Here is a 24,790-nt window from a genome sequence, read left to right as displayed (position 1 = left end):
AAAAAATGCGCCTGCCGGGGAGAGCACCTCGGGTTGGCTGCACCGGCGACCCTGCAGATTCAGCTCAGCGCCCCGTTACGGCGGCATTGCGCCACCTGCAAGATGTCTTCCGCCAGCCGTTTGGCGACCGATACGTCCTGGAGCTGGCGTTTTACCAGCAGTTTGCTCAGGCAACCTTCCTGAATCAGCTCCATTTGCTGCGCCACCATGTCGGCGTCGTCGGCGTCCATGTCGCGCAGCAGTTCGCGGGTCAGCTCCAGCGAGGTCAGCTTTTGCTGCTCCGCCAGTTGGTGGATCGGGTGATCCGTTTCCGGGAAGAAGCTGCAGGCGGCGATAAACAGGCAACCGGGGTAGCGGTCTTGCTGCACGTATTCCGCCAGCACGTCATAGCGCGCCAGCAGCTTTTGCTGCGGGCTCAGATTCTCGTCCAGCAACAGCTGGCGGCGCCAGGTGTCGATCTGCTGGCCATGATAGCGCAGGCAGTCGTACAGCAGCGCTTCGCGATCCGGCCAGAACCGTTTGAGATCGCCGGGTTGAACGTCGAGTTTTTCCGCCAGCATCTCTAATGTGGCGGTCGCCAGGCCCTGTTGTTCCAACAGGCCCAGCGCGGTATCAAGGACGTGTTCACGTTGCACTTGTGCTTCCTCCCATTCACTTCCGATCTTCAGTGTCAGTTATCGCATTACTTTCTGCAAATGCGCGTTGAAGGCTTCCGCCTTCATAAAGCCGGTGACCCGCTCGGCCGTCAGCTCGCGGCCTGCCGGATCGAAGAACAGGATCGTCGGCAGCCCCAACACCTGCAGATGCTTCAGCAGCGCAGCCTGTTCCGCGCTGTTGGCGGTCACGTCCGCTTGCAGCAGCACCGCGTTGGCCAGGCTCGCCTGTACCGCCGCATCGCTGAAGGTGTATTTCTCGAACTCTTTACAGGCCACGCACCAGTCGGCGTACAGATCGAGCATCACCGGCTTGCCCCGCGCCTGTTGCAGCGCCAGATCGAGCTGTTCGACGTTGTTGATACGGGTAAAGGCCAGGTGCGGCTGAGCGGCCTGCTGCGCCTGGTCGGCGCTGAAAGCCCAGTCTTGCAGCGGCCGTGCGGCGATCACCGCCGCCGCCAGCAGCAGCAGTTGCAAGGCGCGAGCCCAGCCGCGCGCGCTTCTCAGGCTCAGGGCGAAGGCCCAACCGAAGAATGCCAGGCCGAGCAGGCTCCACAAACGCATGCCCCACAGATCGCCGATCACTCGCTCCAGCAGGAACACCGGCAGCGCCAGAATGACGAAGCCGAAGGCCTCCTTCACGTACTGCATCCACGGGCCGCTGCGTGGTAGCAGGCGGTTGCCGAACAGGGTGACGATCACCAGCGGAATGCCCATCCCCAGCGCGTACAGGTACAGCGTGCCGCCGCCGGCCCACAGATTGCCGCTCTGGGCGATATACAGCAGGATGGCGCTGAGCGGCGCGGTGGTGCAGGGCGAGCAAATCAGCCCGGCCAGGGCGCCCATCAGGAATACGCCGGTCAGCGAGCCGCCGCGCTGGGTGTTGCTCCAGTTAGCCAGCCGGGTTTGCAGTGCGGAAGGCAGCTGCAGGGAATAGAGGCCGAACATCGACAGCGCCAGGGCGATGAACAGCACCGACAGGCCGATCAAGACATAAGGGTGTTGCAGCGCCGCCTGGAACTGCAGCCCGGCGGCGGCCACCACCAACCCGAGCAGGGTGTAGGTGAGCGCCATGCCCTGCACGTAAACCACCGCCAGCGCCAGAATGCGGCCGCTGCTTTGCGGCCGGTCGCGGCCGAGAATGATGCCGGAGATCAGCGGGTACATCGGCAGCACGCACGGCGTGAAGGCGATACCGATGCCGATCAGCAATGCCCACAGCGGCGAAAACGGCAGGCTGGCCGGTGCGGCGGGCGCTTCAGCCGGTGCAGAGGCCGAAAGCGGTGCGGCTGCTGCGGCGCTGACCGCGTCCAACGGGATCACCCGGGTTTCCGGCGGATAGCAGAAGCCGGCCTCGGCGCAACCCTGATAGGTGACGCTGAGGCTGGCGTTGGCCGCCGCCTGTTGCAGCGGCACCTGCAGATTAAGCTGCTGCTTGAAGATGGCGACTTCGCCGAAGAACTCGTCCTTGTGGCTCAAACCTTCCGGCAGGGTAAAGGCGCCGAGCGTCGCCTGTTGCGGCACCAGTTTGATCTGCTGACGATACAGGTAATAGCCGGGGCGGATCTGCCAGTTCAGCGTCACCTGGCTGCCTTGCTGTTTGAAATCGAAAGCAAAAGCCCGATCGACGGGCACGAACTGGCTGCCGCCCGTCGGTGCGAACAGCGAGGCCTGCGCCGCCTGCGGCAGGAAGAACAGGCTGCACAGCAGCAAAATCAGTTTAATGAAGCGTTGATCCATGACAGGTAGTCTTTATCTCCGGCCATCACCGGCAATACCAGCAGCTCGGGCGTCTGGTAGGGGTGATGTTGTTTCAGGGTGTCGAGCAGGGCCTGCTGACGGCGGCGATCGCTTTTGAACAGCATCTGCACCTCGTATTCCTGTTCCAGCTTCCCTTCCCAGTAATACAGCGAGGTGGCGCCGGGCAGCAGCGTGGCGCAGGCCGCCAGCTTATCGCCCAAGACCCGCGCCGCCAGTTCCTGGGCGCTGGCTTCATCGGGTGCGGTACAGAGTATGACGACAGCTTCGCAATCAGACATCTTCAGCCCTCTCTTCGGTTCGAATGGGCACTATACCCTGAAGGCGGATTGGCTAGAAGGCGAGTTTATCGCCAGAAGGAAAACCGGGGCCGCAGCCCCGGTCGAAGCGTTACAGCATGATGCTGCCGAGCAGGAAGCCGAATACCACCGCGAAAATCACGCCCATGGTGCCGGGAATGAAGAACGGATGGTTGAACACGAAGCGGCCGATGCGCGTGGTGCCGGTATCGTCCATCTGCACCGCGGCGACCAGCGTCGGGTAGGTCGGCAGGATGAACAGGCCGGATACGGCGGCGAAGGAGGCGACGGCGGTCAGCGGCGACACGTTCAGCGCCAGCGCCATCGGCATCAGCGCCTTGGCGGTGGCGGCCTGCGAGTACAGCAGCGCCGAGCAGAAGAAGAAGATCACCGCCAGCAGCCACGGGTGCGCCTGAATGACGCTGCCTGCCGTCTCTTTGATCCAGTCGATGTTGGCCTGCACGAAGGTGTCGCCCAGCCAGGCGACGCCGAGGATACAGATACAGGCGCTCATGCCGGCCTTGAAGGTGCTGGAGTTCAGCACCATGTCGGTGTCGACGCGGCACAGCAGGGTGGTCAGCGTGGCGACGCTCAGCATGATGATCAGGATGGCGTTGGTGGTGTTCATCAGCGGTTTGGCCACCAGGCCCAGGCCCGGGCTGTTGATGATGGCGTAGGCTACCACGCACAGTACGCCCAGCAGGAACAGCAGCACCGAGGCTTTGGCGCGCGGTTTGATCGCCAGCGCGTTGTTGCCGCGCAGGGTGATCAGGCCTTCTTCCAGGCGTTTCAGGTAGACCGGATCGTTAGACAGCTTGGAGTCGAACAGCCAGGTCACCAGCAGCGACATCACCAGCACGGCGCAGAAGGTGGACGGGATCACCACCATCAGCAGGTGCAGGTAGCTGACGCCGTGGCCTTCCATCACCGAAGACATGTACACCACCGCGGCGGAGATCGGCGAGGCGGTGATGGCGATCTGGGCGGACACCACGGCGGTCGACAGCGGCCGGCAAGGCTTGATGCCCTGTTCTTTCGCCACTTCGGCGATCACCGGCAGCGCCGAGAGCGAGATGTTGCCGGTGCCGGCGAAGATGGTCAGGAAGTAGGTGACGATAGGGGCGAGAATGGTGATGTGCTTGGGGTTCTTGCGCAGCAGCTTTTCGGTCTGCTGTACCAGATAGTCCATCCCCCCGGCGACCTGCATGGCGGAGATCGCCGCGATCACCGCCATGATGATGGAAATCACGTCGAAGGGAATGCTGCCCGGCTTGACGCCGATCAGCGCCAGGACCAGAACGCCCAATCCCCCCGCGAACCCGATACCGATACCGCCCAACCTGGCCCCTAAAAAGATGGCCAGCAGAACGATAACCAATTCCAAGGCTAGCATAGTGTTTACTCCTTAAAATGAGATTTCCCGTCATCCTTGAAACTGCATCGGTGTTGGCTGCGATCACTGACCCCAGTCACTTACTTGAGTAAGCTCCTGGGGACTTGCGCTCTTGCCGCCTTGATGCAGTCCCAATGATTTAGGGTGTAAATTGAAAATAAAACGTTAAAATTTTGTGGGCGCCGGAAAGTAAAAAGGCACGCTATCCAGAGGATTTAGCGTGCCTTTCAGGGCTACCGGGTAGGTCTGTTATTGTTCATTTTCATCCGTATAGCGTTTGGCTTTATAGGCCGGGTGCATCAGGTTCTCCACGGAGAAGATGTCATCCAGCTCGGCTTCGGTCAGCAGGCCGCGTTCCAGCACCACTTCACGCACGCTCTTGCCGGTTTCGGCGCAGATCTTCCCGACGATGTCACCGTTATGGTGGCCGATGAACGGGTTCAGATAGGTGACGATACCGATCGAGTTGAAGACGTAGTGTTCGCAGACTTCTTTATTCGCGGTGATGCCGTTAATGCATTTTTCCAGCAGGTTGTAGCACGCGTTGGTCAGGATGTGGATCGACTCGAACATCGCCTGGCCGATCACTGGCTCCATCACGTTCAACTGCAGCTGGCCCGCTTCGGCCGCCATGGTAACGCAAGTGTCGTTGCCAATCACCTTGAAACACACCTGATTGACCACTTCCGGCACCACCGGGTTCACTTTGGCCGGCATGATGGACGACCCCGCCTGCAGCTCCGGCAGGTTGATTTCGTTCAGGCCGGCGCGCGGGCCGGAGGAGAGCAGGCGCAGGTCGTTACAGATTTTGGACAGTTTCACCGCCAGGCGTTTGAGCGCGCTGTGCACCATCACGTAGGCGCCGCAGTCGGAGGTGGCTTCGATCAGGTCTTCCGCCGGCACGACCGGCAGGCCGCTGACTTCCGCCAGTTTTTGCACCGCCAGCGGCTGATAGCCTTCCGGGGTGTTGAGCGCGGTGCCGATGGCGGTGGCGCCCAGGTTCACTTCCAGCAGCAGCTCCGCGGTGCGGTGCAGGTTGCGGGTTTCTTCGTTCAGCAGCACGCTGAAGGCGTGGAATTCCTGGCCGAGAGTCATCGGCACCGCGTCCTGCAGCTGGGTGCGGCCCATCTTCAGGATGGTTTCGAACTCTTTCGCCTTGCGATCGAAGCCTTCGCGCAGTTGGTTGATGGCGTCGATCAGCTTCTGGTTGGAGGCGTACACCGCGATGCGGAACCCGGTCGGGTAGGCGTCGTTGGTGGATTGGCATTTATTGAGGTGATCGTTCGGGTTCAGGTATTGGTATTCGCCTTTTTGGTGGCCCATCAGCTCCAGGCCGATGTTCGCCAGCACTTCGTTGGTGTTCATGTTCAGCGAGGTGCCTGCGCCGCCCTGGAACACGTCCACCGGGAACTGATCCATGCATTTGCCTTTATCCAGCACCTCGTCGCAGGCCTGGATGATCACGTCGGCGATTTTGCGCGGGATGGTTTTAAGTTCTTTGTTGGCCATCGCCGCGGCCTTTTTCACCATCACCATGCCGCGAACGAACTCGGGGACATCGCTGATTTTGCTGTTGCTGATGTAGAAGTTTTCAATCGCACGCAGAGTATGAACTCCGTAGTAAGCGTCTGCGGGGACTTCACGTGTTCCTAACAGGTCTTCTTCGATACGAATGTTGTTTGACATGAGAACCTTCTCTATCTCTATGTGTTGCTGCCGAATTAATAATTTGTCAGGTCAAGGCTAAAGGGCACAGCCTAAATTAATATTGCCGAAGGCTTGGGGCGTGAAACGATTAACCAAATCGCCCGTTGCTGCCCAGATCATATGCTGGTTGATAAGAAATGACTGAATCCAGATCACCTTATGGTGTTTAAGGATATGCCCTTTTCCGGTTCTGTGACTTCTTTCACGTTTGTGAACTTTAGCAATAAAAACCGGCTCTCGGTTGAAATGAAAGGGTGATGTCCCCATTGTAGTGGTGTCGGCCGTTTACGGCCTCTTTTTTCGCGCCGTCGCCCCGTGGCGGCCGTGCCTTACCTACCGATAGGAGAACCAGGTGCGCTGGTTACCGCTACTGCTGATATTTCTGCTGGCTTACATAGAAATATCGATCTTTATCAAAGTCGCCGCCGTGCTCGGCGTCGCTGTCACCCTGCTGCTGGTGGTGTTCAGTTCCTGCGTCGGCATTTCGCTGGTGCGCAATCAGGGTATGAAAACCTTCGTGCAGATGCAGCAAAAACTGGCGGCCGGCGAAAGCCCGGCGGCGGAAATGGTGAAAAGCGTTTCGCTGGTGTTGGCGGGCTTCCTGCTGCTGATTCCGGGCTTCTTCACCGACTTCCTCGGCCTGCTGCTGCTGCTGCCGCCGGTGCAAAAATCGTTGACGCTGAAGCTGATGCCGCATCTGTCGGTGTATCGCCCCGGCGGTTGGACGGGCGGCGACGCCGCCAACGGCAACACCTTCGACGGCGAATTCCAGCGCAAGGACGACGAACGCCCGGTGCTGGAACACCGCCCGGACGAGGAGCGCAAGCCTCACGATCGTTAACAAAACGCGGCCCAGGCCGCGTTTTTCATCTCTGTAGCCTCCGTTCGGCCAAAAATGCGAAATTTTTTTCGTTAGCCCCCTTGAAGGGGGCTGGAACGCCCCCATCTCAAATGCCACGAGGCCGGTAATAACAACCATCCGGTGTACAACCCTAAATCTGATAGAGACCTTCTTACAGGAGAGCGTTCAATGAGTATTCGTCCATTGCATGACCGCGTTATCGTCAAGCGCAAAGAAGTTGAATCAAAATCTGCTGGCGGCATCGTCCTGACTGGCTCTGCGGCGGGTAAATCCACTCGCGGTGAAGTGGTTGCAGTGGGTAAAGGGCGTGTGCTGGAAAGCGGCAACATCCAACCACTGGATGTGAAAGTTGGCGATATCGTGATTTTCAACGACGGCTACGGCGTGAAAGCAGAGAAGATCGACAATGAAGAAGTGTTGATCATGTCCGAAAGCGACATTCTGGCAATTGTTGAAGCGTAATTGCGCTTTATCTTCTGAACTGAACGAGTTGAAGGGAAATACCAATGGCAGCTAAAGACGTAAAATTCGGCAATGACGCTCGCGTGAAAATGCTCCGCGGCGTGAATGTTCTCGCTGATGCAGTAAAAGTGACCCTGGGCCCGAAAGGCCGCAACGTAGTGCTGGATAAATCTTTCGGCGCACCAACCATCACCAAAGATGGCGTTTCCGTTGCGCGTGAAATCGAACTGGAAGACAAGTTCGAGAACATGGGCGCTCAGATGGTGAAAGAAGTGGCCTCCAAAGCGAACGACGCGGCGGGCGACGGCACCACCACGGCAACCGTACTGGCTCAATCCATCATCACCGAAGGTCTGAAAGCGGTTGCTGCAGGCATGAACCCGATGGATCTGAAGCGCGGCATCGACAAAGCGGTTGTCGCTGCGGTTGAAGAACTGAAAAAACTGTCCGTACCTTGCTCCGATTCCAAAGCTATCGCTCAGGTCGGCACCATCTCCGCCAACTCCGACGAAACCGTGGGTAAACTGATCGCGGAAGCGATGGAGAAAGTGGGCAAAGAAGGCGTTATTACCGTTGAAGAAGGCACCGGCCTGCAAGACGAGCTGGACGTGGTTGAAGGTATGCAGTTCGACCGCGGTTACCTGTCCCCATACTTCATCAACAAGCCGGAAACCGGTTCTGTTGAGCTGGAAAGCCCGTTCATCCTGCTGGCTGACAAGAAGATCTCCAACATCCGCGAAATGCTGCCGGTGCTGGAAGCCGTTGCCAAAGCAGGCAAACCGCTGCTGATCATCGCTGAAGACGTAGAAGGCGAAGCGCTGGCGACCCTGGTGGTCAACACCATGCGCGGCATCGTGAAAGTCGCCGCCGTTAAGGCGCCTGGCTTCGGCGACCGTCGTAAAGCCATGCTGCAGGACATCGCTACCCTGACTGCCGGTACCGTTATCTCTGAAGAGATCGGTCTGGAGCTGGAAAAAGCCACCCTGGAAGATCTGGGCCAGGCGAAGCGCGTTGTCATCAACAAAGACACCACCATCATCATCGATGGCGTGGGCGACGAAGCGACCATCCAGGGCCGCGTTGCTCAGATCCGTCAGCAGATCGAAGAAGCGACCTCTGACTACGATCGTGAAAAACTGCAGGAGCGCGTAGCGAAACTGGCCGGCGGCGTTGCCGTTATCAAGGTTGGCGCAGCCACTGAAGTTGAAATGAAAGAGAAGAAAGCCCGCGTTGAAGACGCCCTGCACGCGACCCGCGCCGCAGTGGAAGAAGGCGTGGTTGCAGGCGGCGGCGTAGCGCTGATCCGCGTTGCAGGCAAAATCGCCGCGCTGAAAGGCGACAACGAAGACCAGAACGTGGGTATCAAAGTTGCGCTGCGCGCAATGGAAGCCCCTCTGCGTCAGATCGTGGTCAACGCCGGTGAAGAAGCTTCCGTTATCGCCAACCAGGTGAAAGCGGGCGAAGGCAGCTACGGCTACAACGCTTACTCTGAAGAATACGGCGACATGATCGCGATGGGTATCCTGGATCCAACCAAAGTCACCCGTTCTGCTCTGCAGTACGCGGCGTCCGTGGCTGGCCTGATGATCACCACCGAATGCATGGTCACCGACCTGCCGAAGGCTGACGCACCGGATCTGGGCGCAGCAGGCGGTATGGGTGGCATGGGCGGCATGGGCGGCATGATGTAATCATCCCCACACGCTTGTGTGCTGAGAACCCCGGTCAAGTGACCGGGGTTTTTTTATCTTAAAAATCAATAAAAAGAATGTTTGTTTAGCGCGTTATTAGTTCACTGAATGAATTATTGCATTATTTTGTTTTTACCCTAAACCGTTGTCGTTTCGTACCGATATAGCCCCTACCGGGCGGGGAATTTTCCCCCGCCGGGGTGACTGTCAACGGAGACGACTTATGCTGAAAAATATGAAAATAGCCACCTGGCTGATGTTAATGCTGTTGCTGCTGGGCTTGATGCCCATGGGAACCGGCGCCATCGCCTTCTATTTCATGCAGCAAAACGGCAACAGCATCGGCAGGATGAGCACTTTTTCCGACGAGGAAGCGGCGCTGAACCGCAGTTGGCGTGCTCTGCTGCAAACGCAGACGCTGATCGACAACATGGCGTTCGAGCGTATGGCGCAGACCAGCAGAGCCGATATTCAGCAGGGCATCGATGAGGCGCGCGGCGAGCTGCGCGGCGCCGATGTCGCTTTCAACCTGTTCTGGGATACGCCGGGTTTGACGGTATCGCGCCCGGAGCTGGGCGAGGCGATGAAAAAGGTCTACCTGGCGCAGCAGGCGGTGCTGAAGCAAGAGTTGACGCTGCTGGCCGACACGCCGCAGGCGGCATTGATCGAGCGGCTGCACGCCATGGCGGCCGAGAAGCGTCAGGTGCGCCAACGGTTGGACAGCCAGTTTGCCGACTATATGCGGGCGACGGTCGCCGCCCACCGTCTGGCGGTGGAGGAGGCGGAACAGACTCAGAAAGTGTTCGCCCGCCTGCTGAGCGGTACCCTGGCGGCGATCTTGCTGCTGCTGGTCGCCGTACAGCGCGACTTCCGTCGGCGCCTGATCCTGCCGCTACGCCAGATTGCCGAACACTTGCAAAAGGTTGGGCGCGGCGATCTGCGCAGCAAGATCGTGGCTCGCAGCAACGATGAGATTGGCATGTTGTTCGCCAGCCTGCAGGCGATGCAGCAGGAGCTGAGCGCCACCGTGCAGCAGGTGCGTGATGGCGTGGAGTCGATCAACCACGGCACGCATGAGATCGCCGTCGGCAACGCCGATCTCTCCAGCCGCACCGAAGAGCAGGCCAGCGCGCTGACGGAAACCGCTGCCAGCATGGAACAGATCACCGCCACGGTGCGGCAAAACGCCGATAACGCCAACCAGGCCGCCGGGATGGTCAGCCAAACCGCCGACATCGCCCGCAACGGCGAAACGATGATGGCCAGCGCGGTCGACAAAATGCGGGCGATCAACGACAGCGCGCGTCAGGTGGGGGACATCACCAGCGTGATCGACGGCATCGCCTTCCAGACCAATATCCTGGCGTTGAACGCCGCCGTGGAGGCCGCGCGCGCCGGTGAGCAGGGGCGGGGTTTTGCGGTGGTGGCCGGCGAGGTGCGCAACCTGGCGCAGCGCTGCGCGACTTCGGCCAAGGAGATCAGCGGCCTGGTAGACGGCGTGACCGGCGATATCGCCGCCGGCGTGCGGCTGGTGGAACAGGCGGGCGAAACGATGAATGCCATCGCCGGTTCGGTGAATCAGGTGATGTCGCTGATGGATAACATCTCGTACGCGTCGCAAGAGCAAAGCAAGGGCGTTGAGCAGGTCGGGGTGGCGGTGACCCAGATGGATCAGGTGACCCAGCAGAACGCCGCGCTGGTGGAGGAGGTGGCGACCACCGCCGTCGGCGTGGAGGAGCAGGCGGCGCTGCTGGCGCAGGCGGTGGCGGTATTCCAACTGGCGGAGGAGGAACCGCGTCAGGGCGAAGTGGAGGCTCAGGCATCAGCGGCCGCTGCCGCTTGGGCATAACGCCGCCGCACTGTATTTGATGATATTTTTGCCGCCCGGGGCGATTTAGCTGGTAGACTGGTTAGTTATCAGCTGTCGCTCAAGACGTTGGCCCGCTAGCGTGGCAACGGATGCTTAAGAGATGGCATCGCTTTCTGATAAGCTTTTGCGTAATTCTCAACATCGAATGGGGAACAAGATGCGGATTAAAGCCTTACTGGGTCTTTCGGCAGCGATGCTGCTGGCGGGTTGCAGCACCACTCATGAACTGACCGCTGCGGGTCAGCAGATCAAGTTCACCGACAGCAAGCCGGCGGCGGAATGCCAGCTGCTGGGTGAAGTGACCGGCACCCAGAGCAACTGGCTGTCCGGCAACGGCGGTGAAGGCAGCTCCATGCGCGGTGCGGCCAATGATCTGCGCAACAAGGCTGCGGAGATGGGCGGCAACGTCATTTACGGCGCCAACAGCCCAAGCCAGAATCTGCTCTCCAGCTTCGCGCCGTTGGACAGCAAAATGGTCGGCCAGGTTTACAAGTGCCCGTAAGGCGCTGAGGCCAATCGCCGCAGAGAGATAAAAAAAGAGGAATGCCACGGCATTCCTCTTTTCGTTGGGGCGTTTGACGCGCCTCACTCCTGCATCAGACGCAGGTCGATCGGCGTTTTGCTTGGTTCGCCGCCCACCTCACGCGTCAGGCGCGGCACCAGATAACCGGACACCTTGCTCAGCAGCGCCTGCATGATGGCGCGCGCTTCATCGTCGCTGACCATGAAGTGCGCCGCGCCCTGCACTTTGTCCAGCACGTGGATGTAATAGGGCAGGATGCCGGCGTCGAACAGCGCGTTGCTGAGCGCCGCCAGCGTATCGGCGTCATCGTTGACATCGCGCAGCAGCACGCTTTGATTGAGCAGAGTGACACCGGCGAGGCGCAGCTGGGCCATGGCGCTCTGCAGCTCGCGGTCAATTTCGTTGGCGTGGTTGATGTGCGTGACCATCAGCACCTGCAGGCGCGAGGCCGACAGCAGGCGGCACAGCGCCGGCGTAATGCGCGCCGGGATCACCACCGGCAAACGGGTGTGAATGCGCAGGCGTTTCAGGTGCGGGATGGCCTCCAGCTCGCCGACCAGCCACTCAAGCTCGCTGTCTTTGGCCATCAGCGGATCGCCGCCGGAAAAAATGATCTCGTCCAGTTCCGGGTGTTGGCGGATATAATCCAGCGCCTGCCGCCAGTTGTTCTTATTGCCCTGGTTGTCCTGGTAGGGGAAGTGGCGGCGGAAGCAGTAACGGCAATTGACCGCACAGCCGCCCTTGACCAGCAGCAACGCGCGATTGCGGTATTTGTGCAGCAGGCCCGGCACCACGCTGCGCTGCTCATCCAGCGGATCGGTGGTGAACCCTGGGGCGTTGATGAACTCCTCTCTGGCGGTCAGCACCTGGCGCAGCAGCGGGTCGTTGGCGTCCCCGGGGCGCATGCGCGCAGCGAAGGCGCGCGGCACGCGCAGGGCAAACAGCCGGCGGGCATCGCGCCCCTGCGGCAGTTCCGGGTGCGTATTCAGTGACAAAAGCTGCAGTAATTCATCAGGATCGGTAATAACATCGGCGAGTTGATGCAACCAATCTTCTCTATGTGCCGTACTTTGGGTTATAATGTGTGCCATTTTTTTGGCTAAGCTACCAGTTCAAATATTCAGAGGGCCATCATGGCGACTTATTCTAGCAACGATTTCCGTCCGGGTCTTAAAATCATGTTCGAGGGCGAACCTTACGCCGTCGAAGCCAGTGAGTTCGTTAAGCCGGGCAAAGGCCAGGCGTTCGCGCGCGTGAAAATGCGCCGTCTGCTGACCGGCACCCGCGTGGAAAAAACCTTCAAGTCTACCGATTCTTGCGAAGGCGCGGACGTGATGGACACCAACATGAACTACCTGTACAGCGACGGTGAGTTCTACCACTTCATGCACCCTGAGTCTTTCGAACAGCATCAGGTTGACGGCAAAACCGTCGGCGACGCGGCCAAATGGCTGCAGGATAACGCAGAGTGCATCATCACCCTGTGGGATGGCCGTCCAATCGCCGTTCAGCCGCCGAACTTCATCGAAGCGGAAATCACCGAGACCGATCCTGGCCTGAAAGGCGATACCGCAGGGACTGGCGGCAAGCCGGCTACCCTGAGCACCGGCGCCGTGGTTAAAGTGCCGTTGTTCGTCCAGATCGGCGAAGTGATCAAAGTTGACACTCGCTCTGGCGAATACGTCTCTCGCGTTAAGTAAGTTTCAAAACAGAGGAACCCCAGCGGTTCCTCTGCTTTATCCCTTCCCCGTTCGTTGGCAGAAAATCCGCATGTTCAAGAAAACGCTGTTGGCCGTGCTCTCCCTGTTGTTCCTTTTCTCCCTTAGCGGTTGCAATACGTTTCGCGGTTTCGGCGAAGACGTTCAGCATCTCGGCGGCGCCATCTCCCGCACGGCCAGCTGAACCCGCCTTTAAATCGATGTATTTGCGCTACAAAGCCGGTTGCGATCCCACGCCTTCCGTCAATTTTGACTACGCTTAGAAAGCCGTACTTTTTCATCAACGACAAATAAGGACTTTCTTATGCTGAAGAAAAGTATTATCGCGATCTTCTCTTTGATGATTTTGACCTCGTTGACCGCCTGTAACACCACCCGCGGCGTGGGTGAAGACATTCAGGCCGGCGGCAAGGCCATTCAGCGCAGCGCGGAATAATCCGTCCTCATCCGGCGGCGCTTCGCCAGCGGAGGCCGCCGCACTACTTGTCCTTGCCTATCTGTTTGCGCTGTTGCTATGCTGCCGCGGTGCGGGCGAGGTTGCCCGCCGTTCATAACCTGGCTGAACGGGACGACCCGTTTACGCGTCATTTCATCGGGGACGACCCCAGTGGTAGGGAGGCCGTCTCATGGCCTGGATTATTCTGCTTGTCGCCGGTTTGCTCGAAGTGGTTTGGGCTATCGGTCTGAAATATACCCACGGTTTTACCCGATTGACGCCGAGCATCATCACCATCGCCGCGATGGTGGTCAGCATGTTGCTGTTGGCCAACGCCATGAAAACGCTGCCCGCCGGCACCGCCTACGCGGTGTGGACCGGCATCGGCGCGGTGGGTGCGGCCATAATGGGCATGGTGCTGTTAGGCGAATCGACCAATATCGCGCGCATCATCAGCCTGTGCCTGATCGTGGTCGGCATACTCGGGCTGAAGTTCAGCAGTCACTGATCGGCGGACTGTTGCACCCAGATCAGCGCATCGGTGGCGAAACCGTAGCCCTTGGCCGTCTGTAATAAGCTGTCGCGTGCGTTGGCGTCAAGCGTCGGGGTGCGCGACAGGATCCACAGATAGTCGCGGTTAGGGCCGCAAACCAGCGCGTAGCGGTAGTCCGGGTCCAGGGCAATCACGTTATAGCCGCCGTAGAAGGGGCCGAAGAACGACACTTTCAGCGCCGCGACCTGCGGTGAACCGATAAAGTAGGCTTTGCCTTCGCTTTCTTGCCATTGCTGTTTCTGCGGATTGAAGCCGCGATTGATGACTTTCAGCCCGCCGTCGGCGCGTGGGCTGTAGTGGGCGGTCACCTGCTGCAAACCGCGTTCAAAACGATGATCCAGACGCGCGATTTCGTACCAGGTGCCGAGATAGCGTTGGCTGTCGAAATTGTTCACGACCTTGATGTCTTTGGGCGGGGAGACGCTGCAAGCGACGGAGAGCAGGGCGGAAAGCATGACGCTAAGCTTTGACCATAAACGCATCGGTGGCTCCTGTTTACCGGGGGCGAGTAGACAGTGTAGCCGATGAGAAAAGGGCGGCCAACGGGCGTTGGCCGCCTGAGCGGTTTACAGCGTGACGACGCCGATGACGGTGACCACGCTGAGGATCGCCGCCAGACCGTAGAACACCCACTTGCCGGCCGGCACGTGGATCTTCAGATCGTGCATCGCATGGTGGATGCGGTGCAGGCCGCACCACAGCGGCAGAATGATCATCAGCAGCAGGAACAGGCGGCCGATCAGGCTCTGGCAGAACGCCAGCACGCGCTCGTAACCCAGTGCCTCACCGGGGAACAGCCCCAGCGGCAGCAGAATGCCGACCAGCAGCACGATGGCCGGCGCGACGATCGCGCCCCACATGCCGCCGGCGCCGAACAATCCCCAGAAAACCGGCTCGTCGGAGCGTTTAGGTGCTTGATTTATCATGTTTCCTCCGGATTAGATCAGGGCCACGGCCAGGATGACCACGCTCACGACGATGGTGACGGCCCACAGTCCTTTCACGATGGGGCCCGGCCCCATTTTCTCGCTGTTGACCACGATATTGGCGGCCTTCGGCGCCAGATCGAACCAGGTTTTGGTATGCAGCGCCGCCGCCAGCAGGGCGACGACGTTGATCAACAGCACCAGCGGATTCTGCAAGAAACCGACGAAGCCGGCCCAGCTATCGGCGCCGCCCTTCAGCGCAAACACGCCGTACAGCAGCACGATGCTGAACCACACCGCCAACACCGAGGTGCCTTCGCGCAGCATATAGAAACGGTAGAAGCCGAGTTTTTGCCACCAGGTGGGCGTCATGGTGCGCACATAGGGCTTACGTTGAGTTGTCATGGCAATTTTTCTCCCTTATTGCGGCTTCAACATGGCGATCATGAAGTCTTTGGCGCTCTCCACCTTGCCCTGCTGGATGGCGGCGGCGGGATCGACGTGTTTCGGGCAGACTTCAGAGCAATAGCCGACGAAGGTGCAGCTCCAGACGCCGTTTTGGCCGTTGAGCTGCGGCATGCGCTGTTTCTTGCCGTGGTCGCGGTTGTCCAGGTTATAGCGGTGTGCCAGCGTGATCGCCGCCGGGCCGATAAACTCGGGGTTGAGGCCGAACTGCGGGCACGCGGCGTAGCACAGGCCGCAGTTGATGCAGCCGGAGAACTGGTGGTACTTGGCCATCTGCGCCGGGGTCTGCACGTTCGGACCGTCTTCCGGTTTGCGATCGTTGCCGATGATGTACGGCTTGATTGCCTCCAGGCTTTCGATGAAGTGGGTCATATCGACCACCAGATCGCGCTCGATCGGGAAGTTGCCCAACGCTTCGACCTTCATGCCGCCGACGTAGTCGCGCAGGAAGGTTTTGCACGCCAGCTTCGGCACGCGGTTGACCATCATGCCGCAGGAGCCGCAGATCGCCATGCGGCACGACCAGCGGTAGGAGAGGTCCGGCGCCAGGTTATCCTTGATGTAGCCCAGCGCGTCGAGCAGCGAGGTTTGTTCATCGTAAGGCACGGCGTAGGTGACGAAATGCGGCTCGGCGTCGGTTTCCGGGTTATAGCGCATGACGTCGATCTTCAGGGTTTGCATCTCAGCCATTTGCCTGCTCCTTATTCTTTTTCTCCTGCGCTTCGGCTTCTGCGCCGTAGACGCGTTTGGCCGGCGGCAGCTTGGTGATTTTCACGTCGCTGTATTCGAGACGCGGCGCGCCCTGCGGGTTATGGAACGCCAGCGTATGTTTGAGGAAGTTGACGTCGTCGCGCTCGGTGCAGCCTTCGTCCAGGCGCTGGTGGGCGCCGCGCGACTCTTTGCGGTTAAGCGCGGAGTGCGCCATGCACTCGGCGACGTCCAGGCCGTAACCCAGCTCGATGGTGTACAGCAGATCGGTGTTGAACACGCTGGAGTTGTCGGTGATTTTGACGCGCTTGAAGCGCTCTTTCAGCTCGGCCAGCTTATCGATAGTTTTTTGCATCAACTCCGGCGTGCGGTAGATACCGCAGCCTTCTTCCATCGACAGCCCCATTTCGTCGCGGATCTTCGCCCAGTTCTCGTTGCCTTCCTGTTTCATCAGGTTGCTCAGGCGGGTTTCGACGTCGCGGGTTTGCGCATCCAGCGCGGCGCCGTTGGCCGGTGCGGTTTCCAGCGCGCGGCGCGCCGCGTGTTCACCGGCGACGCGGCCGAACACCACCAGTTCCGCCAGCGAGTTGGAGCCGAGACGGTTGGCGCCGTGCAGGCCGACGGAGGAGCATTCGCCGACTGCGAACAGCCCCTTGATGCGGGTTTCGCAGTTTTGATCGGTTTCAATGCCGCCCATGGTGTAGTGCGCGGTAGGGCGCACCGGAATCGGATCTTTCACCGGATCGACGCCGACATAGGCTTTGGCCAGTTCGCAGATGAACGGCAGCCGCTCCAGCAGCTTTTTCTCGCCCAGGTGGCGCAGATCGAGGTAGACCACGTTGCCGCGCGGGGTGGCGATGGTGCGGCCGGCGCGCCATTCGTGCCAGAAGGCCTGGGACACCTTGTCGCGCGGGCCCAGCTCCATGTATTTGTTCTTCGGCTCGCCCAGCGGGGTTTCCGGGCCCATGCCGTAGTCTTGCAGGTAACGGTAGCCGTCCTTGTTCACCAGGATGCCGCCTTCGCCGCGGCAGCCCTCGGTCATCAGGATGCCGGAACCGGGCAGGCCGGTCGGGTGATACTGCACGAACTCCATGTCGCGCAGCGGTACGCCGTGGTGGAAGGCCATGCCCATGCCGTCGCCGGTGACGATGCCGCCGTTGGTGTTGTAGCGATAGACGCGCCCGGCGCCGCCGGTGGCCATCACCACCGCGTTGGCGCGGATCTGCACGCGGGTGCCTTCCATCATGTTAAGCGCCACCAGGCCGCGCGCCTGGCCGTCATCCACCAGGATATCCAGCACGAAGTGCTCGTCGAAGCGTTGGATTTGCGGGTATTTCAGCGAAGTCTGGAACAGAGTGTGCAGCATGTGGAAGCCGGTCTTGTCGGCGGCGAACCAGGTGCGTTCGATCTTCATGCCGCCGAAGCGCCGCACGTTGACCGAACCGTCCGGTTTGCGGCTCCACGGGCAACCCCACTGTTCGAGCTGGGTCATCTCGCGCGGGCACTGATGCACGAAGTGATCGACCACGTCCTGCTCGCACAGCCAGTCGCCGCCGGCAACGGTGTCGTGGAAGTGGTAGTCGAAGGTATCGTGATCCTGAGTGACGGCGGCGGAGCCCCCCTCAGCGGCGACCGTGTGGCTGCGCATCGGGTAGACCTTAGAGATCAGCGCGATTTTCAGTTGGGGATTGGCTTCCGCTGCGGCTATTGCTGCACGTAAACCAGCGCCCCCGGCCCCAATAATGGCAAGATCGGCGTTAAAGGTTTGCACTGCATTCCTCCAATGTTCTTATTAAGAACGGCAAGTTAAATATCTATGCTTAAAATTTAGCGAACTCTTCGGGTGCTAACTAATTGAACCGATTAATGTTGCTTAAAGGTTAAGGATAGATATCTCCCACCAATAATGGGGAATTAACTATACCTAAAGTTAAGTAGTGGAAATTTGATGTGATCGATTGTTTTGTCGATTAACGCTCGACCAACAGGCTTGCCTGCCTTTTCGCGTGTTCGGCGTGCTTTACCCTTTTTAGCGCGCTTTTGCCGCCTATTTATCGGAAATTGGCGTTATCGCCGGTTGCGCATCGTGAAGAATTTGTTTGGCTGCAAGGATGCGAGTAGACTGCATCCCCTGTTTGATTTCGGAGTTAATTACCATGAGCGAAACGGCAAGCTGGCAGCCTAGTGCACCCATCGCCAATTTGTTGAAACGCGCAGCGATTCTGGCTGAGATCCGGCGTTTCTTCGCCGATCGTGGCGTGCTGGAAGTTGAGACGCCCACCATGAGCCAGGCAACGGTCACCGACGTTCACCTGTTCCCGTTCGAGACGCGTTTCGTCGGGCCGGGGGCGGCAGAGGGCCTGACGCTATACATGATGACCAGCCCGGAATATCACATGAAGCGCCTGCTGGCGGCGGGCAGCGGCCCGATCTACCAAATGGGGCGCAGCTTCCGCAATGAAGAAGCCGGGCGGCATCACAACCCGGAATTCACCATGCTGGAGTGGTACCGTCCGCACTACGACATGTACCGCCTGATGAATGAGGTGGACGATCTGCTGCAACAGGTGCTGGACTGCGAGAGCGCGGAGACCCTGTCTTATCAGCAGGCGTTCCTGCGTCATCTGGACATCGATCCGCTGTCGGCGGAGAAGGCGCAGCTGCGTGAAGCGGCGGCCAAACTCGATCTGAGCAACATCGCCGATACCGAAGAAGACCGCGATACGCTGCTGCAGCTGCTGTTCACCGTGGGCGTGGAGCCACATATCGGTCGTGAAAAGCCGGCGTTCGTTTACCACTTCCCGGCCAGCCAGGCGGCGTTGGCGGAGATCAGCACCGAGGACCACCGCGTGGCGGAGCGTTTCGAGGTGTACTTCAAGGGCATTGAGCTGGCGAACGGTTTCCGCGAGCTGACCGACGGCCGTGAACAACAGCAACGCTTCGAGCAGGACAATCGCAAACGCGCGGAGCGCGGCCTGCCGCAGCAGCCGATCGACTACAACCTGTTGGCGGCGTTGCAGCACGGCATGCCGGAATGTTCCGGCGTGGCGCTGGGCGTGGATCGTCTGGTGATGCTGGCGTTGGGCGCCGAGAGCCTGAGCGACGTGTTGGCCTTCCCGGTCGAGATCGCCTGACGTTTCAGGCGGAGAGAAAAGCAAAAAGGGTCGGCAAATGCCGGCCCTTTTTTTATCGCGAGAGTCCCTTACAGCCCTCCGGCGTCGCGCTTGGTATTCGGCGCCGGCGTGGACGGCGGCGTACGGCCGTTGTTGGTCAGCCGCGACAGCGTCTCGGTACGCACCTGGAACGGTGGGTACGGCAGCGTGATGCCGTGCTCACGGTAGCCAGCCAGGATCAGCTGGTGGATCTCGTGGCGCAGCGGCATGCGGTGGCCCATCTCGGCGGCGTAAATACGCATCTCGAAGATCTGGATGCCTTGCTGCAGGTCGACCAGGTAGACCTCCGGCGCCGGGTTATCCAGCACCAGCGAGCAGCGCTCGGCGGCGTTCATCAGGATCTTGGTCACCTCTTCACTGTTGGCTTCGCCCGGCGCCGGTACGGTCAGCACCACACGAGTCAGGTTATCCGACAGCGACCAGTTGACGAACTGCTCGGTGATGAAGGCTTTGTTCGGCACGATGATCTCTTTGCGGTCCCAGTCCGAGATGGTGGTGGCGCGGGTGTTGATCTTGGTGACGGTGCCGGTCAGGTTGCGGATCGTCACGGTATCGCCGATGCGGATCGGCTTCTCGAACAGGATGATCAGGCCGGAGATGAAGTTGGAGAAGATCTCCTGCATGCCGAAGCCCAACCCCAGACTGAGCGCGGTGACCACCCATTGCAGTTTCGACCATTCGATGCCGATCCAGGCGAAGCTGAGCACCGCGCCAAACAGCAGCAGCAGGTACTTGGTGATGGTGGTGATGGCGTAGCCGGTGCCTGGCGACAGATCGAGGTGCTGCAGCACCGCCAGCTCCAGCAGCGCCGGCAGGTTGCGCACCAGCTGCATGGTGATGATCAACACCAGAATGGCGATCAGAACCGCGCCGAGGGTGATCGGATGGGCGGTTTCCACGCCGTTCACCGTCGAGGTGACGTCCCACAGCGAGATGTTTTCCAGGAAGGCGAACGCGGAGTGGATCTCCGACCACAGAACGATCACCGACACCAGCGCGATCAGCGTCAGGATCGAACGCACCAGCCGCAGCGACTGGGCGCTGATGGTGTCCAGATCGAAGTCTGAATCGTCCGGATCGATGGATCCTTCGGTACTGTTCGGGGTATGCGAAGTTTCGTCTTCGCCGCGGGCGCGCTGGGCCAGAATGTCGGCGCGGCGCTGTTTGGCGCGATCGAAGGCGATGCGCCGCCGCTGGATCAACATCCAACGGCGAATGATGTGGTAGATGACCAGCAGCAGGAACCAAATCGCCACCGAGGTTTCCAGGCGCGCCAACAGCGCCTGCGCGGTGGTGAGGTAACCGACGGTCGACGCCAGCGCCGCCAGCAGCGGCGCCGACAGCAGCAGCCCCCAAAAGGCGCTGTTGAGCATGTTGTCGCCGGAGCCGTTTTTATCCAGATACAGCGGGATGCCGGCGCGTTTCAGGCTGTGGGTGACCAGCGCCAGCGCCAGACACAGCAGGATGAAGCACAGCCGCCCCAGCGTATTGGCGAACTCGCGCTCTTTCAGGCTATCGAAGGTGATCAGCGCCATGATCAGCGGCACGATCAGCCAGATCGACATTTTGTAGTAGCGCATGGCGCGCGAGACCTGCTTCGCCGGCCAGCGGAAGTGCACGATGAACAGCCCCTGCGGGTGGGCGAAGGCGGCGCAGATCATACAGATCCACAGGATCGGCAATGTGGCGGTCACCCCTTTGCCGATCGCTTCCGCCACCGGGTAGTTCCAGGCGCTTTGCAGGCCGTAGCCGAGTGCGGCCCACAGTACCGGCAGCGGCATCGCCACCAGAATCGACCAGAACACGGTGCGCACCGTCAGGAAGAATTCATCCTGCGTCACCTTGCCGACGCGGCTGCTGGCGCGCTCGAGGAAGGCGTGATAGTGCTTGCGCGAACTGATGCTGAAAATCACCAGCAGCAGGGCGCCGAAGATCGGGATCAGCGTTTCGCGGCTGGTCACCATCATCATGAAGGCGCCGCCGAGCTGCGACAGCGTATCCAGCGACAGGACGCGCGTCAGATCGTGCGCCACGTTGAGCGGGTAAGAGAAGTTGATCGGATTGACGTCCGGCACCCAGAACAGGTAGCGGTGGGTGGCGTCGCGAATTTCGTTCAACGCTTCGATCAGCTGGGTGTTGGCCACCTTCAGCTTGGTCAGCTCGAGAATTTGGGTGTCGCAACCGGACAACAGCGAGTTCAGCAGCTCGCGCTGGGTGCGCAGCTGGGCATCGACGATGCGCTGCTCCTGGTTGGTCAGTGCGCTGCCGTCGTCGCGTTTGAACTCGCGCTGCGACAGTTTTTCCAGCTGGCTTTCAAACTGCAGGCGCTGCACGCGCAGCTGGGCCATGTCGCCGTCCAGCTGTTGCGGTTTGGGCATTTCCGGTAATGTCGCCACCTGGGCGCGCAGGGTTTCCCCCAGCGCCGACGACGAACCGAGCCACTGGGCCTGTTCGATGATGGTGCTCAGCGCCTGGCGCACCTGCAGTGTCTGCGCCGCCGCCTGCCGCTGCTGCGATGAAATCAGATCCATGCGCTGCGCCTGGTTGTTCAGCGCGGCGGACAGTTCGCGGTTGATCTGCAGCTGTTGGCTGATGCTCTTCGGCAGATCGCCGTTCTGCTCGGCCAACTGCTCGGTTTTTTCCAGCGCCAGTTCCGCTTCGCGTTGGCGCTGGGCGTTGAGGTTGTTGCGCAGCGCCTGCAGCTGAACGTCTATTTTCTCGTGGCGCTTTTTATAGACTTCGGCGCGCATGCGCGCCAGCTCCTGGCGATTGTTGGCCGACAGCTGCGCCAGCTCCAGTTCGTCTACTTTGGCCTTGCGCGCCGCGGCTTCGGTCTGCAGCAGGGCCAGGGCGGCCTGCGCGTACGGCGTGGTCGGGTTGGCGGGCTGCGCCTGCAAACGGCGCTGCACTTCGGTCAGCGCGCGGCGGGCGTCGGTCTGCTGCTGCGGCAACTGGCCGAGCGAGTCGCTGATTTCCCGGGTGCGATCCTGCTCTTGCTGCAGCAGGCGTGCCTGTTCCAGTAGCAGGCTGCTGGTTTGCAGGATCTGCTGCTCCAGATCGGCCGCCGGGAGATCGTCGCCGTTCGGCAGGATCTTGTTGCTTTCCAGCACCAGCTGCCGGCGCAACTCCTGCGTCATCTTCGGGAAATCGTCGATCACCCTCTGATACTGCTCGGAGCGAGTCTGCGACTCTTTACGCTCCGTCAGCCAGTTGAGAGCGCTTTGCAGCGCTTCGGTGGTCTCCGCCTGATTCGGCGCGTTTTTGCTGCTTTCCGCCTGCTTCAGCTCCTGTTTGAGCTGGTTCTCGGTCGGCACGGGGGCGGCCAGCGCCGGTTGCCACAGCAGGCAACCGAGCAAAAGCGTGATGATCAGGCGCACGGCGTCGATTCCTTTAGAGCGGGGTCTGTGGTGTTTCAGCGGCGGCCGGAATTTCGGCGAAGGCCTCACCCATGCGGGTGACGGTGCCGTTATGCAGCTGCGGCGCGAACTGTACGCTGCCTGCGGTAAACAGGTTGATCACCGTGGAGCCGAGCTTGAAACGGCCCATCTCGGCGCCTTTTTCCAGCGCGATGGCACCTTCTTCACCGGCGGCCGGGTAGGTCCAGCGCTTGATGATGCCTTCGCGCGGCGGCGTGACGGTGCCGGCCCAGACGGTTTCGATGCTGCCGACGATGGTGGCGCCGACCAGGATTTGCACCATCGGCCCGATGTCGGTGTCGAACACGCAGATCACGCGCTCGTTGCGCGCGAACAGGTTAGGCACGTTGGCGGCGGTGAGCGGGTTGACCGAGAACAGATCGCCCGGCACATAGATCATCTCGCGCAGCACGCCGGCGCACGGCATGTGTACGCGGTGGTAATCGCGCGGCGCCAGATAGGTGGTGGCGAACAGGCCGTTGCGGAACGGCTCGGCCAGCAGATAGTTGCCGGCCAGCAGCGCTTCCAGACTGTAATGGTGGCCTTTAGCCTGGAAGATTTGATCGTCGCGGATCGGACCGAGCTGGCTGATGGCGCCGTCGGCGGGCAGCGCCAGCCAGTTGGCGTCGGCGATGATAGGGCGCGCGCCGTCGCGCAGCGGGCGCACGAAGAAGTCGTTGAAAGTGGCGTAAGACGCCAGGTCCGGATTTTGCGCTTCCTGCATCTCCACGCGGTAGTAGCGGGCGAAGGTCTTGACCACCAGTTGGGTCAGCCAGCCGGCCTGTTTGTCCGCGCCCCAGCCCGCCAGGCGGGTCAGCGCCAGCTTAGGCAGCCAATATTGCAATTTAATCTTGATGCTATCCAGCACGTTAACCTCGTGAATCAGGGTAAAGGGCGCGCATTGTAACGAGGGCTCCGCCGTCGTCAATCCCGCCCGTTAGTGTCAGTCTGCGGCGTCCGTGAAGTTCTTGCGAACCTTCACCTGCGCCATGCTTTCCAGAATGCGGTGATAGTTGTCGAAACGCTCTTCCGCGATATCGCCTTTCTCCATCGCCTCGCGAATGGCGCAGCCGGGATCGGTATCGTGGCGGCAGTCGCGGAATTTGCAACCGCCTAAATAATCACGGAATTCGACAAAGCCGCGGGTGATTTGTTCCGGCTCCAGGTGCCACAGGCCAAACTCGCGCACCCCTGGGGAGTCGATCACATCGCCGCCGTGCTGGAAATGGTACAGCCGCGCGGCGGTGGTGGTATGTTGCCCGAGGCCCGATACGTCGGAAACCTGATTTACCAGAATTTGCTCTTCGGACGGCGGCAGCAGCGCGTTCAGCAGGCTGGACTTGCCGACCCCGGACTGTCCGGCGAAGATGCTGATGCGCCCGGCCAGCGCCTGTTCGAATTCCGCCATGCCTTCCCGCGTCTGGCTGGAGACTTCCAGCACCCGGTAGCCAATCTTGCGATAGATATCCATCATGCCGTCGACCAGCTTGCGCGCTTCGGCGTCCAGCAGGTCAATCTTGTTGAGCACGATCAGCGGCTCGATTTCGAGCGTCTCGCAGGCCACCAGATAGCGGTCGATGATGTTCAGCGACAGCTCGGGCAGGATCGCCGACACGATGACGATCTGATTGATATTGGCGGCGATCGGCTTCACGCCGTCGTAGAAATCCGGGCGCGTCAGCACCGAGGTGCGTTCGTGCACCGCTTCCACGATGCCTTTTACCCCTTCATGGGCGCCCAGGCCGGGGCGCCACACCACGCGATCGCCGGTCACCAGCGAACGCAGCGTGCGGCGGATGTTGCAGCGGTGCTGAGTGCCATCCGGCGCCTCAACGTCGGCGTGCATGCCGAAACGGCTGATGACGACGCCTTCCTGCGGCTCGCCCAGTTGGGAATCATCAGGTTCCGGTTTGTTGTCAGCGCGCTTCAGACGGCGCTGATGGTTCGCCTGCACGCGGCGTTGCTGGCCTTTGGACAGTTTGTTCTTACTCACTGCGCCTCACTTGAATCGGTTTTATACCTTTACGTATACGCACAGCTGCGGCGGGGGACTTTCCCCGGGCGCAGCCTTGAACCCGTCAGGGTATATGTCGCCCAGGGCGACCAAAAAGACTATGATACACGCTATTTTATATTAAATAACCGTTGTTAGCCGCCGGCTGCGGCGCGTCGCCACC

At 60.4% G+C, this 24,790-nt stretch carries 24 protein-coding genes; 10 read left to right on the top strand and 14 right to left on the bottom strand.

The window, feature by feature from the left end; translation table 11 throughout:
- Positions 1-59 precede the first annotated feature (59 nt).
- The 5 genes from dicD to aspA form a co-directional block, all read right to left on the bottom strand.
- A complete protein-coding gene (gene dicD / locus AAIE04_RS23150) occupies positions 60-635 on the bottom strand; it encodes a division control transcriptional repressor DicD (RefSeq protein WP_015376374.1) in 576 nt (191 codons plus the stop codon).
- A 39-nt stretch (positions 636-674) separates the two neighbouring features.
- Positions 675-2,393 (bottom strand): protein-disulfide reductase DsbD, encoded by a 1,719-nt coding sequence (locus tag AAIE04_RS23145; protein WP_498577730.1) that lies wholly within the window; start codon positions 2,391-2,393, stop codon positions 675-677.
- Positions 2,369-2,692 (bottom strand): divalent cation tolerance protein CutA, encoded by a 324-nt coding sequence (gene cutA / locus AAIE04_RS23140; RefSeq protein ID WP_015376376.1) that lies wholly within the window; start codon positions 2,690-2,692, stop codon positions 2,369-2,371. The genes AAIE04_RS23145 and cutA overlap by 25 nt, the downstream gene beginning before the upstream one ends.
- Positions 2,693-2,801: 109 nt before the next feature.
- On the bottom strand, positions 2,802-4,103 hold the full coding sequence (locus AAIE04_RS23135) for an anaerobic C4-dicarboxylate transporter (RefSeq protein ID WP_038879248.1): 1,302 nt from the start codon (positions 4,101-4,103) through the stop codon (positions 2,802-2,804).
- A gap of 249 nt (positions 4,104-4,352) precedes the next feature.
- The gene (gene aspA, locus AAIE04_RS23130; RefSeq protein WP_004929659.1) at positions 4,353-5,789 is read right to left on the bottom strand and encodes an aspartate ammonia-lyase; all 1,437 of its coding nucleotides are present in this window, start codon (positions 5,787-5,789) and stop codon (positions 4,353-4,355) included.
- Positions 5,790-6,162: 373 nt separating this feature from the next.
- Between aspA and AAIE04_RS23125 the strand changes: the two genes are divergently transcribed.
- The 5 genes from AAIE04_RS23125 to AAIE04_RS23105 all read left to right on the top strand — a co-directional run bounded on the left by AAIE04_RS23125 (position 6,163) and on the right by AAIE04_RS23105 (position 11,197).
- Positions 6,163-6,651 carry an FxsA family protein gene (locus AAIE04_RS23125; RefSeq protein ID WP_019453406.1) on the top strand — a complete coding sequence of 163 codons (489 nt, stop codon included), beginning with the start codon at positions 6,163-6,165 and terminating at the stop codon, positions 6,649-6,651.
- 189 nt (positions 6,652-6,840) lie between these two features.
- Positions 6,841-7,134, top strand: a complete 294-nt coding sequence (locus tag AAIE04_RS23120) for a co-chaperone GroES (RefSeq protein ID WP_004952634.1) — start codon at positions 6,841-6,843, stop codon at positions 7,132-7,134.
- A 44-nt stretch (positions 7,135-7,178) separates the two neighbouring features.
- On the top strand, positions 7,179-8,825 hold the full coding sequence (groL, locus tag AAIE04_RS23115) for a chaperonin GroEL (RefSeq protein ID WP_004929662.1): 1,647 nt from the start codon (positions 7,179-7,181) through the stop codon (positions 8,823-8,825).
- A 223-nt stretch (positions 8,826-9,048) separates the two neighbouring features.
- A complete protein-coding gene (locus AAIE04_RS23110; RefSeq protein WP_498577729.1) occupies positions 9,049-10,674 on the top strand; it encodes a methyl-accepting chemotaxis protein in 1,626 nt (541 codons plus the stop codon).
- A gap of 178 nt (positions 10,675-10,852) precedes the next feature.
- Positions 10,853-11,197 carry a DUF4156 domain-containing protein gene (locus tag AAIE04_RS23105; protein ID WP_025159576.1) on the top strand — a complete coding sequence of 115 codons (345 nt, stop codon included), beginning with the start codon at positions 10,853-10,855 and terminating at the stop codon, positions 11,195-11,197.
- A gap of 83 nt (positions 11,198-11,280) precedes the next feature.
- Here AAIE04_RS23105 and epmB read toward each other — a convergent pair whose 3' ends face one another.
- Positions 11,281-12,309, bottom strand: coding sequence for an EF-P beta-lysylation protein EpmB (gene epmB, locus AAIE04_RS23100; protein WP_151428350.1), 1,029 nt, complete (start codon positions 12,307-12,309; stop codon positions 11,281-11,283).
- Positions 12,310-12,351: 42 nt separating this feature from the next.
- On the opposite strand from epmB, the gene efp reads away from it, so the two are divergent.
- The 4 genes from efp to sugE all read left to right on the top strand — a co-directional run bounded on the left by efp (position 12,352) and on the right by sugE (position 13,880).
- A complete protein-coding gene (gene efp / locus AAIE04_RS23095) occupies positions 12,352-12,918 on the top strand; it encodes an elongation factor P (RefSeq protein ID WP_019453401.1) in 567 nt (188 codons plus the stop codon).
- Between the two features lie 70 nt (positions 12,919-12,988).
- The gene (locus AAIE04_RS23090; protein ID WP_019453400.1) at positions 12,989-13,120 is read left to right on the top strand and encodes an entericidin A/B family lipoprotein; all 132 of its coding nucleotides are present in this window, start codon (positions 12,989-12,991) and stop codon (positions 13,118-13,120) included.
- A gap of 120 nt (positions 13,121-13,240) precedes the next feature.
- Entirely contained in the window at positions 13,241-13,372 is a 132-nt protein-coding gene (locus AAIE04_RS23085) for an entericidin A/B family lipoprotein (protein ID WP_033636766.1), read from the top strand.
- A gap of 190 nt (positions 13,373-13,562) precedes the next feature.
- Complete coding sequence (gene sugE, locus AAIE04_RS23080) at positions 13,563-13,880, top strand: quaternary ammonium compound efflux SMR transporter SugE (protein ID WP_019453398.1); 318 nt, start codon at positions 13,563-13,565, stop codon at positions 13,878-13,880.
- Here sugE and blc read toward each other — a convergent pair.
- The 5 genes from blc to frdA form a co-directional block, all read right to left on the bottom strand.
- The gene (gene blc / locus AAIE04_RS23075) at positions 13,874-14,407 is read right to left on the bottom strand and encodes an outer membrane lipoprotein Blc (protein ID WP_025159578.1); all 534 of its coding nucleotides are present in this window, start codon (positions 14,405-14,407) and stop codon (positions 13,874-13,876) included. The genes sugE and blc overlap by 7 nt on opposite strands.
- A gap of 84 nt (positions 14,408-14,491) precedes the next feature.
- Positions 14,492-14,851, bottom strand: a complete 360-nt coding sequence (frdD, locus tag AAIE04_RS23070) for a fumarate reductase subunit FrdD (RefSeq protein WP_004929672.1) — start codon at positions 14,849-14,851, stop codon at positions 14,492-14,494.
- A gap of 12 nt (positions 14,852-14,863) precedes the next feature.
- On the bottom strand, positions 14,864-15,256 hold the full coding sequence (gene frdC / locus AAIE04_RS23065) for a fumarate reductase subunit FrdC (protein ID WP_498577728.1): 393 nt from the start codon (positions 15,254-15,256) through the stop codon (positions 14,864-14,866).
- A gap of 15 nt (positions 15,257-15,271) precedes the next feature.
- On the bottom strand, positions 15,272-16,006 hold the full coding sequence (locus AAIE04_RS23060) for a succinate dehydrogenase/fumarate reductase iron-sulfur subunit (RefSeq protein WP_019453394.1): 735 nt from the start codon (positions 16,004-16,006) through the stop codon (positions 15,272-15,274).
- Entirely contained in the window at positions 15,999-17,795 is a 1,797-nt protein-coding gene (gene frdA / locus AAIE04_RS23055) for a fumarate reductase (quinol) flavoprotein subunit (RefSeq protein ID WP_498577727.1), read from the bottom strand. Before frdA ends, AAIE04_RS23060 begins: the two co-directional genes overlap by 8 nt.
- Positions 17,796-18,180: 385 nt before the next feature.
- Here frdA and epmA point away from each other — a divergent pair, with 385 nt between their 5' ends.
- Positions 18,181-19,158, top strand: a complete 978-nt coding sequence (gene epmA, locus AAIE04_RS23050; RefSeq protein WP_498577726.1) for an elongation factor P--(R)-beta-lysine ligase — start codon at positions 18,181-18,183, stop codon at positions 19,156-19,158.
- A gap of 68 nt (positions 19,159-19,226) precedes the next feature.
- Here epmA and mscM read toward each other — a convergent pair whose 3' ends face one another.
- The 3 genes from mscM to rsgA all read right to left on the bottom strand — a co-directional run bounded on the left by mscM (position 19,227) and on the right by rsgA (position 24,606).
- Positions 19,227-22,574 carry a miniconductance mechanosensitive channel MscM gene (mscM, locus tag AAIE04_RS23045; protein ID WP_019453391.1) on the bottom strand — a complete coding sequence of 1,116 codons (3,348 nt, stop codon included), beginning with the start codon at positions 22,572-22,574 and terminating at the stop codon, positions 19,227-19,229.
- Between the two features lie 13 nt (positions 22,575-22,587).
- Complete coding sequence (gene asd, locus AAIE04_RS23040) at positions 22,588-23,481, bottom strand: archaetidylserine decarboxylase (protein ID WP_019453390.1); 894 nt, start codon at positions 23,479-23,481, stop codon at positions 22,588-22,590.
- Positions 23,482-23,556: 75 nt separating this feature from the next.
- Positions 23,557-24,606 (bottom strand): small ribosomal subunit biogenesis GTPase RsgA, encoded by a 1,050-nt coding sequence (gene rsgA, locus AAIE04_RS23035; protein WP_019453389.1) that lies wholly within the window; start codon positions 24,604-24,606, stop codon positions 23,557-23,559.
- Positions 24,607-24,790: the final 184 nt, after the last annotated feature.

This window comes from Serratia sp. Ae19-1, from assembly GCF_059801225.1.
The sequence above is the reverse complement of the archived record's forward strand: the minus strand, read 5'-3'. Positions and strand labels throughout refer to the sequence as shown.

Excerpts from the sequence above, each read along its gene's own strand:
- AAIE04_RS23145 (WP_498577730.1), bottom strand. The coding sequence starts at position 2,393 with ATGGATCAACGCTTCATTAAACTGATTTTGCTGCTGTGCAGCCTGTTC.
- cutA (WP_015376376.1), bottom strand. The coding sequence starts at position 2,692 with ATGTCTGATTGCGAAGCTGTCGTCATACTCTGTACCGCACCCGATGAA.
- AAIE04_RS23135 (WP_038879248.1), bottom strand. The coding sequence starts at position 4,103 with ATGCTAGCCTTGGAATTGGTTATCGTTCTGCTGGCCATCTTTTTAGGG.
- aspA (WP_004929659.1), bottom strand. The coding sequence starts at position 5,789 with ATGTCAAACAACATTCGTATCGAAGAAGACCTGTTAGGAACACGTGAA.
- AAIE04_RS23120 (WP_004952634.1), top strand. The coding sequence starts at position 6,841 with ATGAGTATTCGTCCATTGCATGACCGCGTTATCGTCAAGCGCAAAGAA.
- groL (WP_004929662.1), top strand. The coding sequence starts at position 7,179 with ATGGCAGCTAAAGACGTAAAATTCGGCAATGACGCTCGCGTGAAAATG.
- AAIE04_RS23110 (WP_498577729.1), top strand. The coding sequence starts at position 9,049 with ATGCTGAAAAATATGAAAATAGCCACCTGGCTGATGTTAATGCTGTTG.
- AAIE04_RS23105 (WP_025159576.1), top strand. The coding sequence starts at position 10,853 with ATGCGGATTAAAGCCTTACTGGGTCTTTCGGCAGCGATGCTGCTGGCG.
- epmB (WP_151428350.1), bottom strand. The coding sequence starts at position 12,309 with ATGGCACACATTATAACCCAAAGTACGGCACATAGAGAAGATTGGTTG.
- efp (WP_019453401.1), top strand. The coding sequence starts at position 12,352 with ATGGCGACTTATTCTAGCAACGATTTCCGTCCGGGTCTTAAAATCATG.
- AAIE04_RS23090 (WP_019453400.1), top strand. The coding sequence starts at position 12,989 with ATGTTCAAGAAAACGCTGTTGGCCGTGCTCTCCCTGTTGTTCCTTTTC.
- AAIE04_RS23085 (WP_033636766.1), top strand. The coding sequence starts at position 13,241 with ATGCTGAAGAAAAGTATTATCGCGATCTTCTCTTTGATGATTTTGACC.
- sugE (WP_019453398.1), top strand. The coding sequence starts at position 13,563 with ATGGCCTGGATTATTCTGCTTGTCGCCGGTTTGCTCGAAGTGGTTTGG.
- blc (WP_025159578.1), bottom strand. The coding sequence starts at position 14,407 with ATGCGTTTATGGTCAAAGCTTAGCGTCATGCTTTCCGCCCTGCTCTCC.
- frdD (WP_004929672.1), bottom strand. The coding sequence starts at position 14,851 with ATGATAAATCAAGCACCTAAACGCTCCGACGAGCCGGTTTTCTGGGGA.
- frdC (WP_498577728.1), bottom strand. The coding sequence starts at position 15,256 with ATGACAACTCAACGTAAGCCCTATGTGCGCACCATGACGCCCACCTGG.
- AAIE04_RS23060 (WP_019453394.1), bottom strand. The coding sequence starts at position 16,006 with ATGGCTGAGATGCAAACCCTGAAGATCGACGTCATGCGCTATAACCCG.
- epmA (WP_498577726.1), top strand. The coding sequence starts at position 18,181 with ATGAGCGAAACGGCAAGCTGGCAGCCTAGTGCACCCATCGCCAATTTG.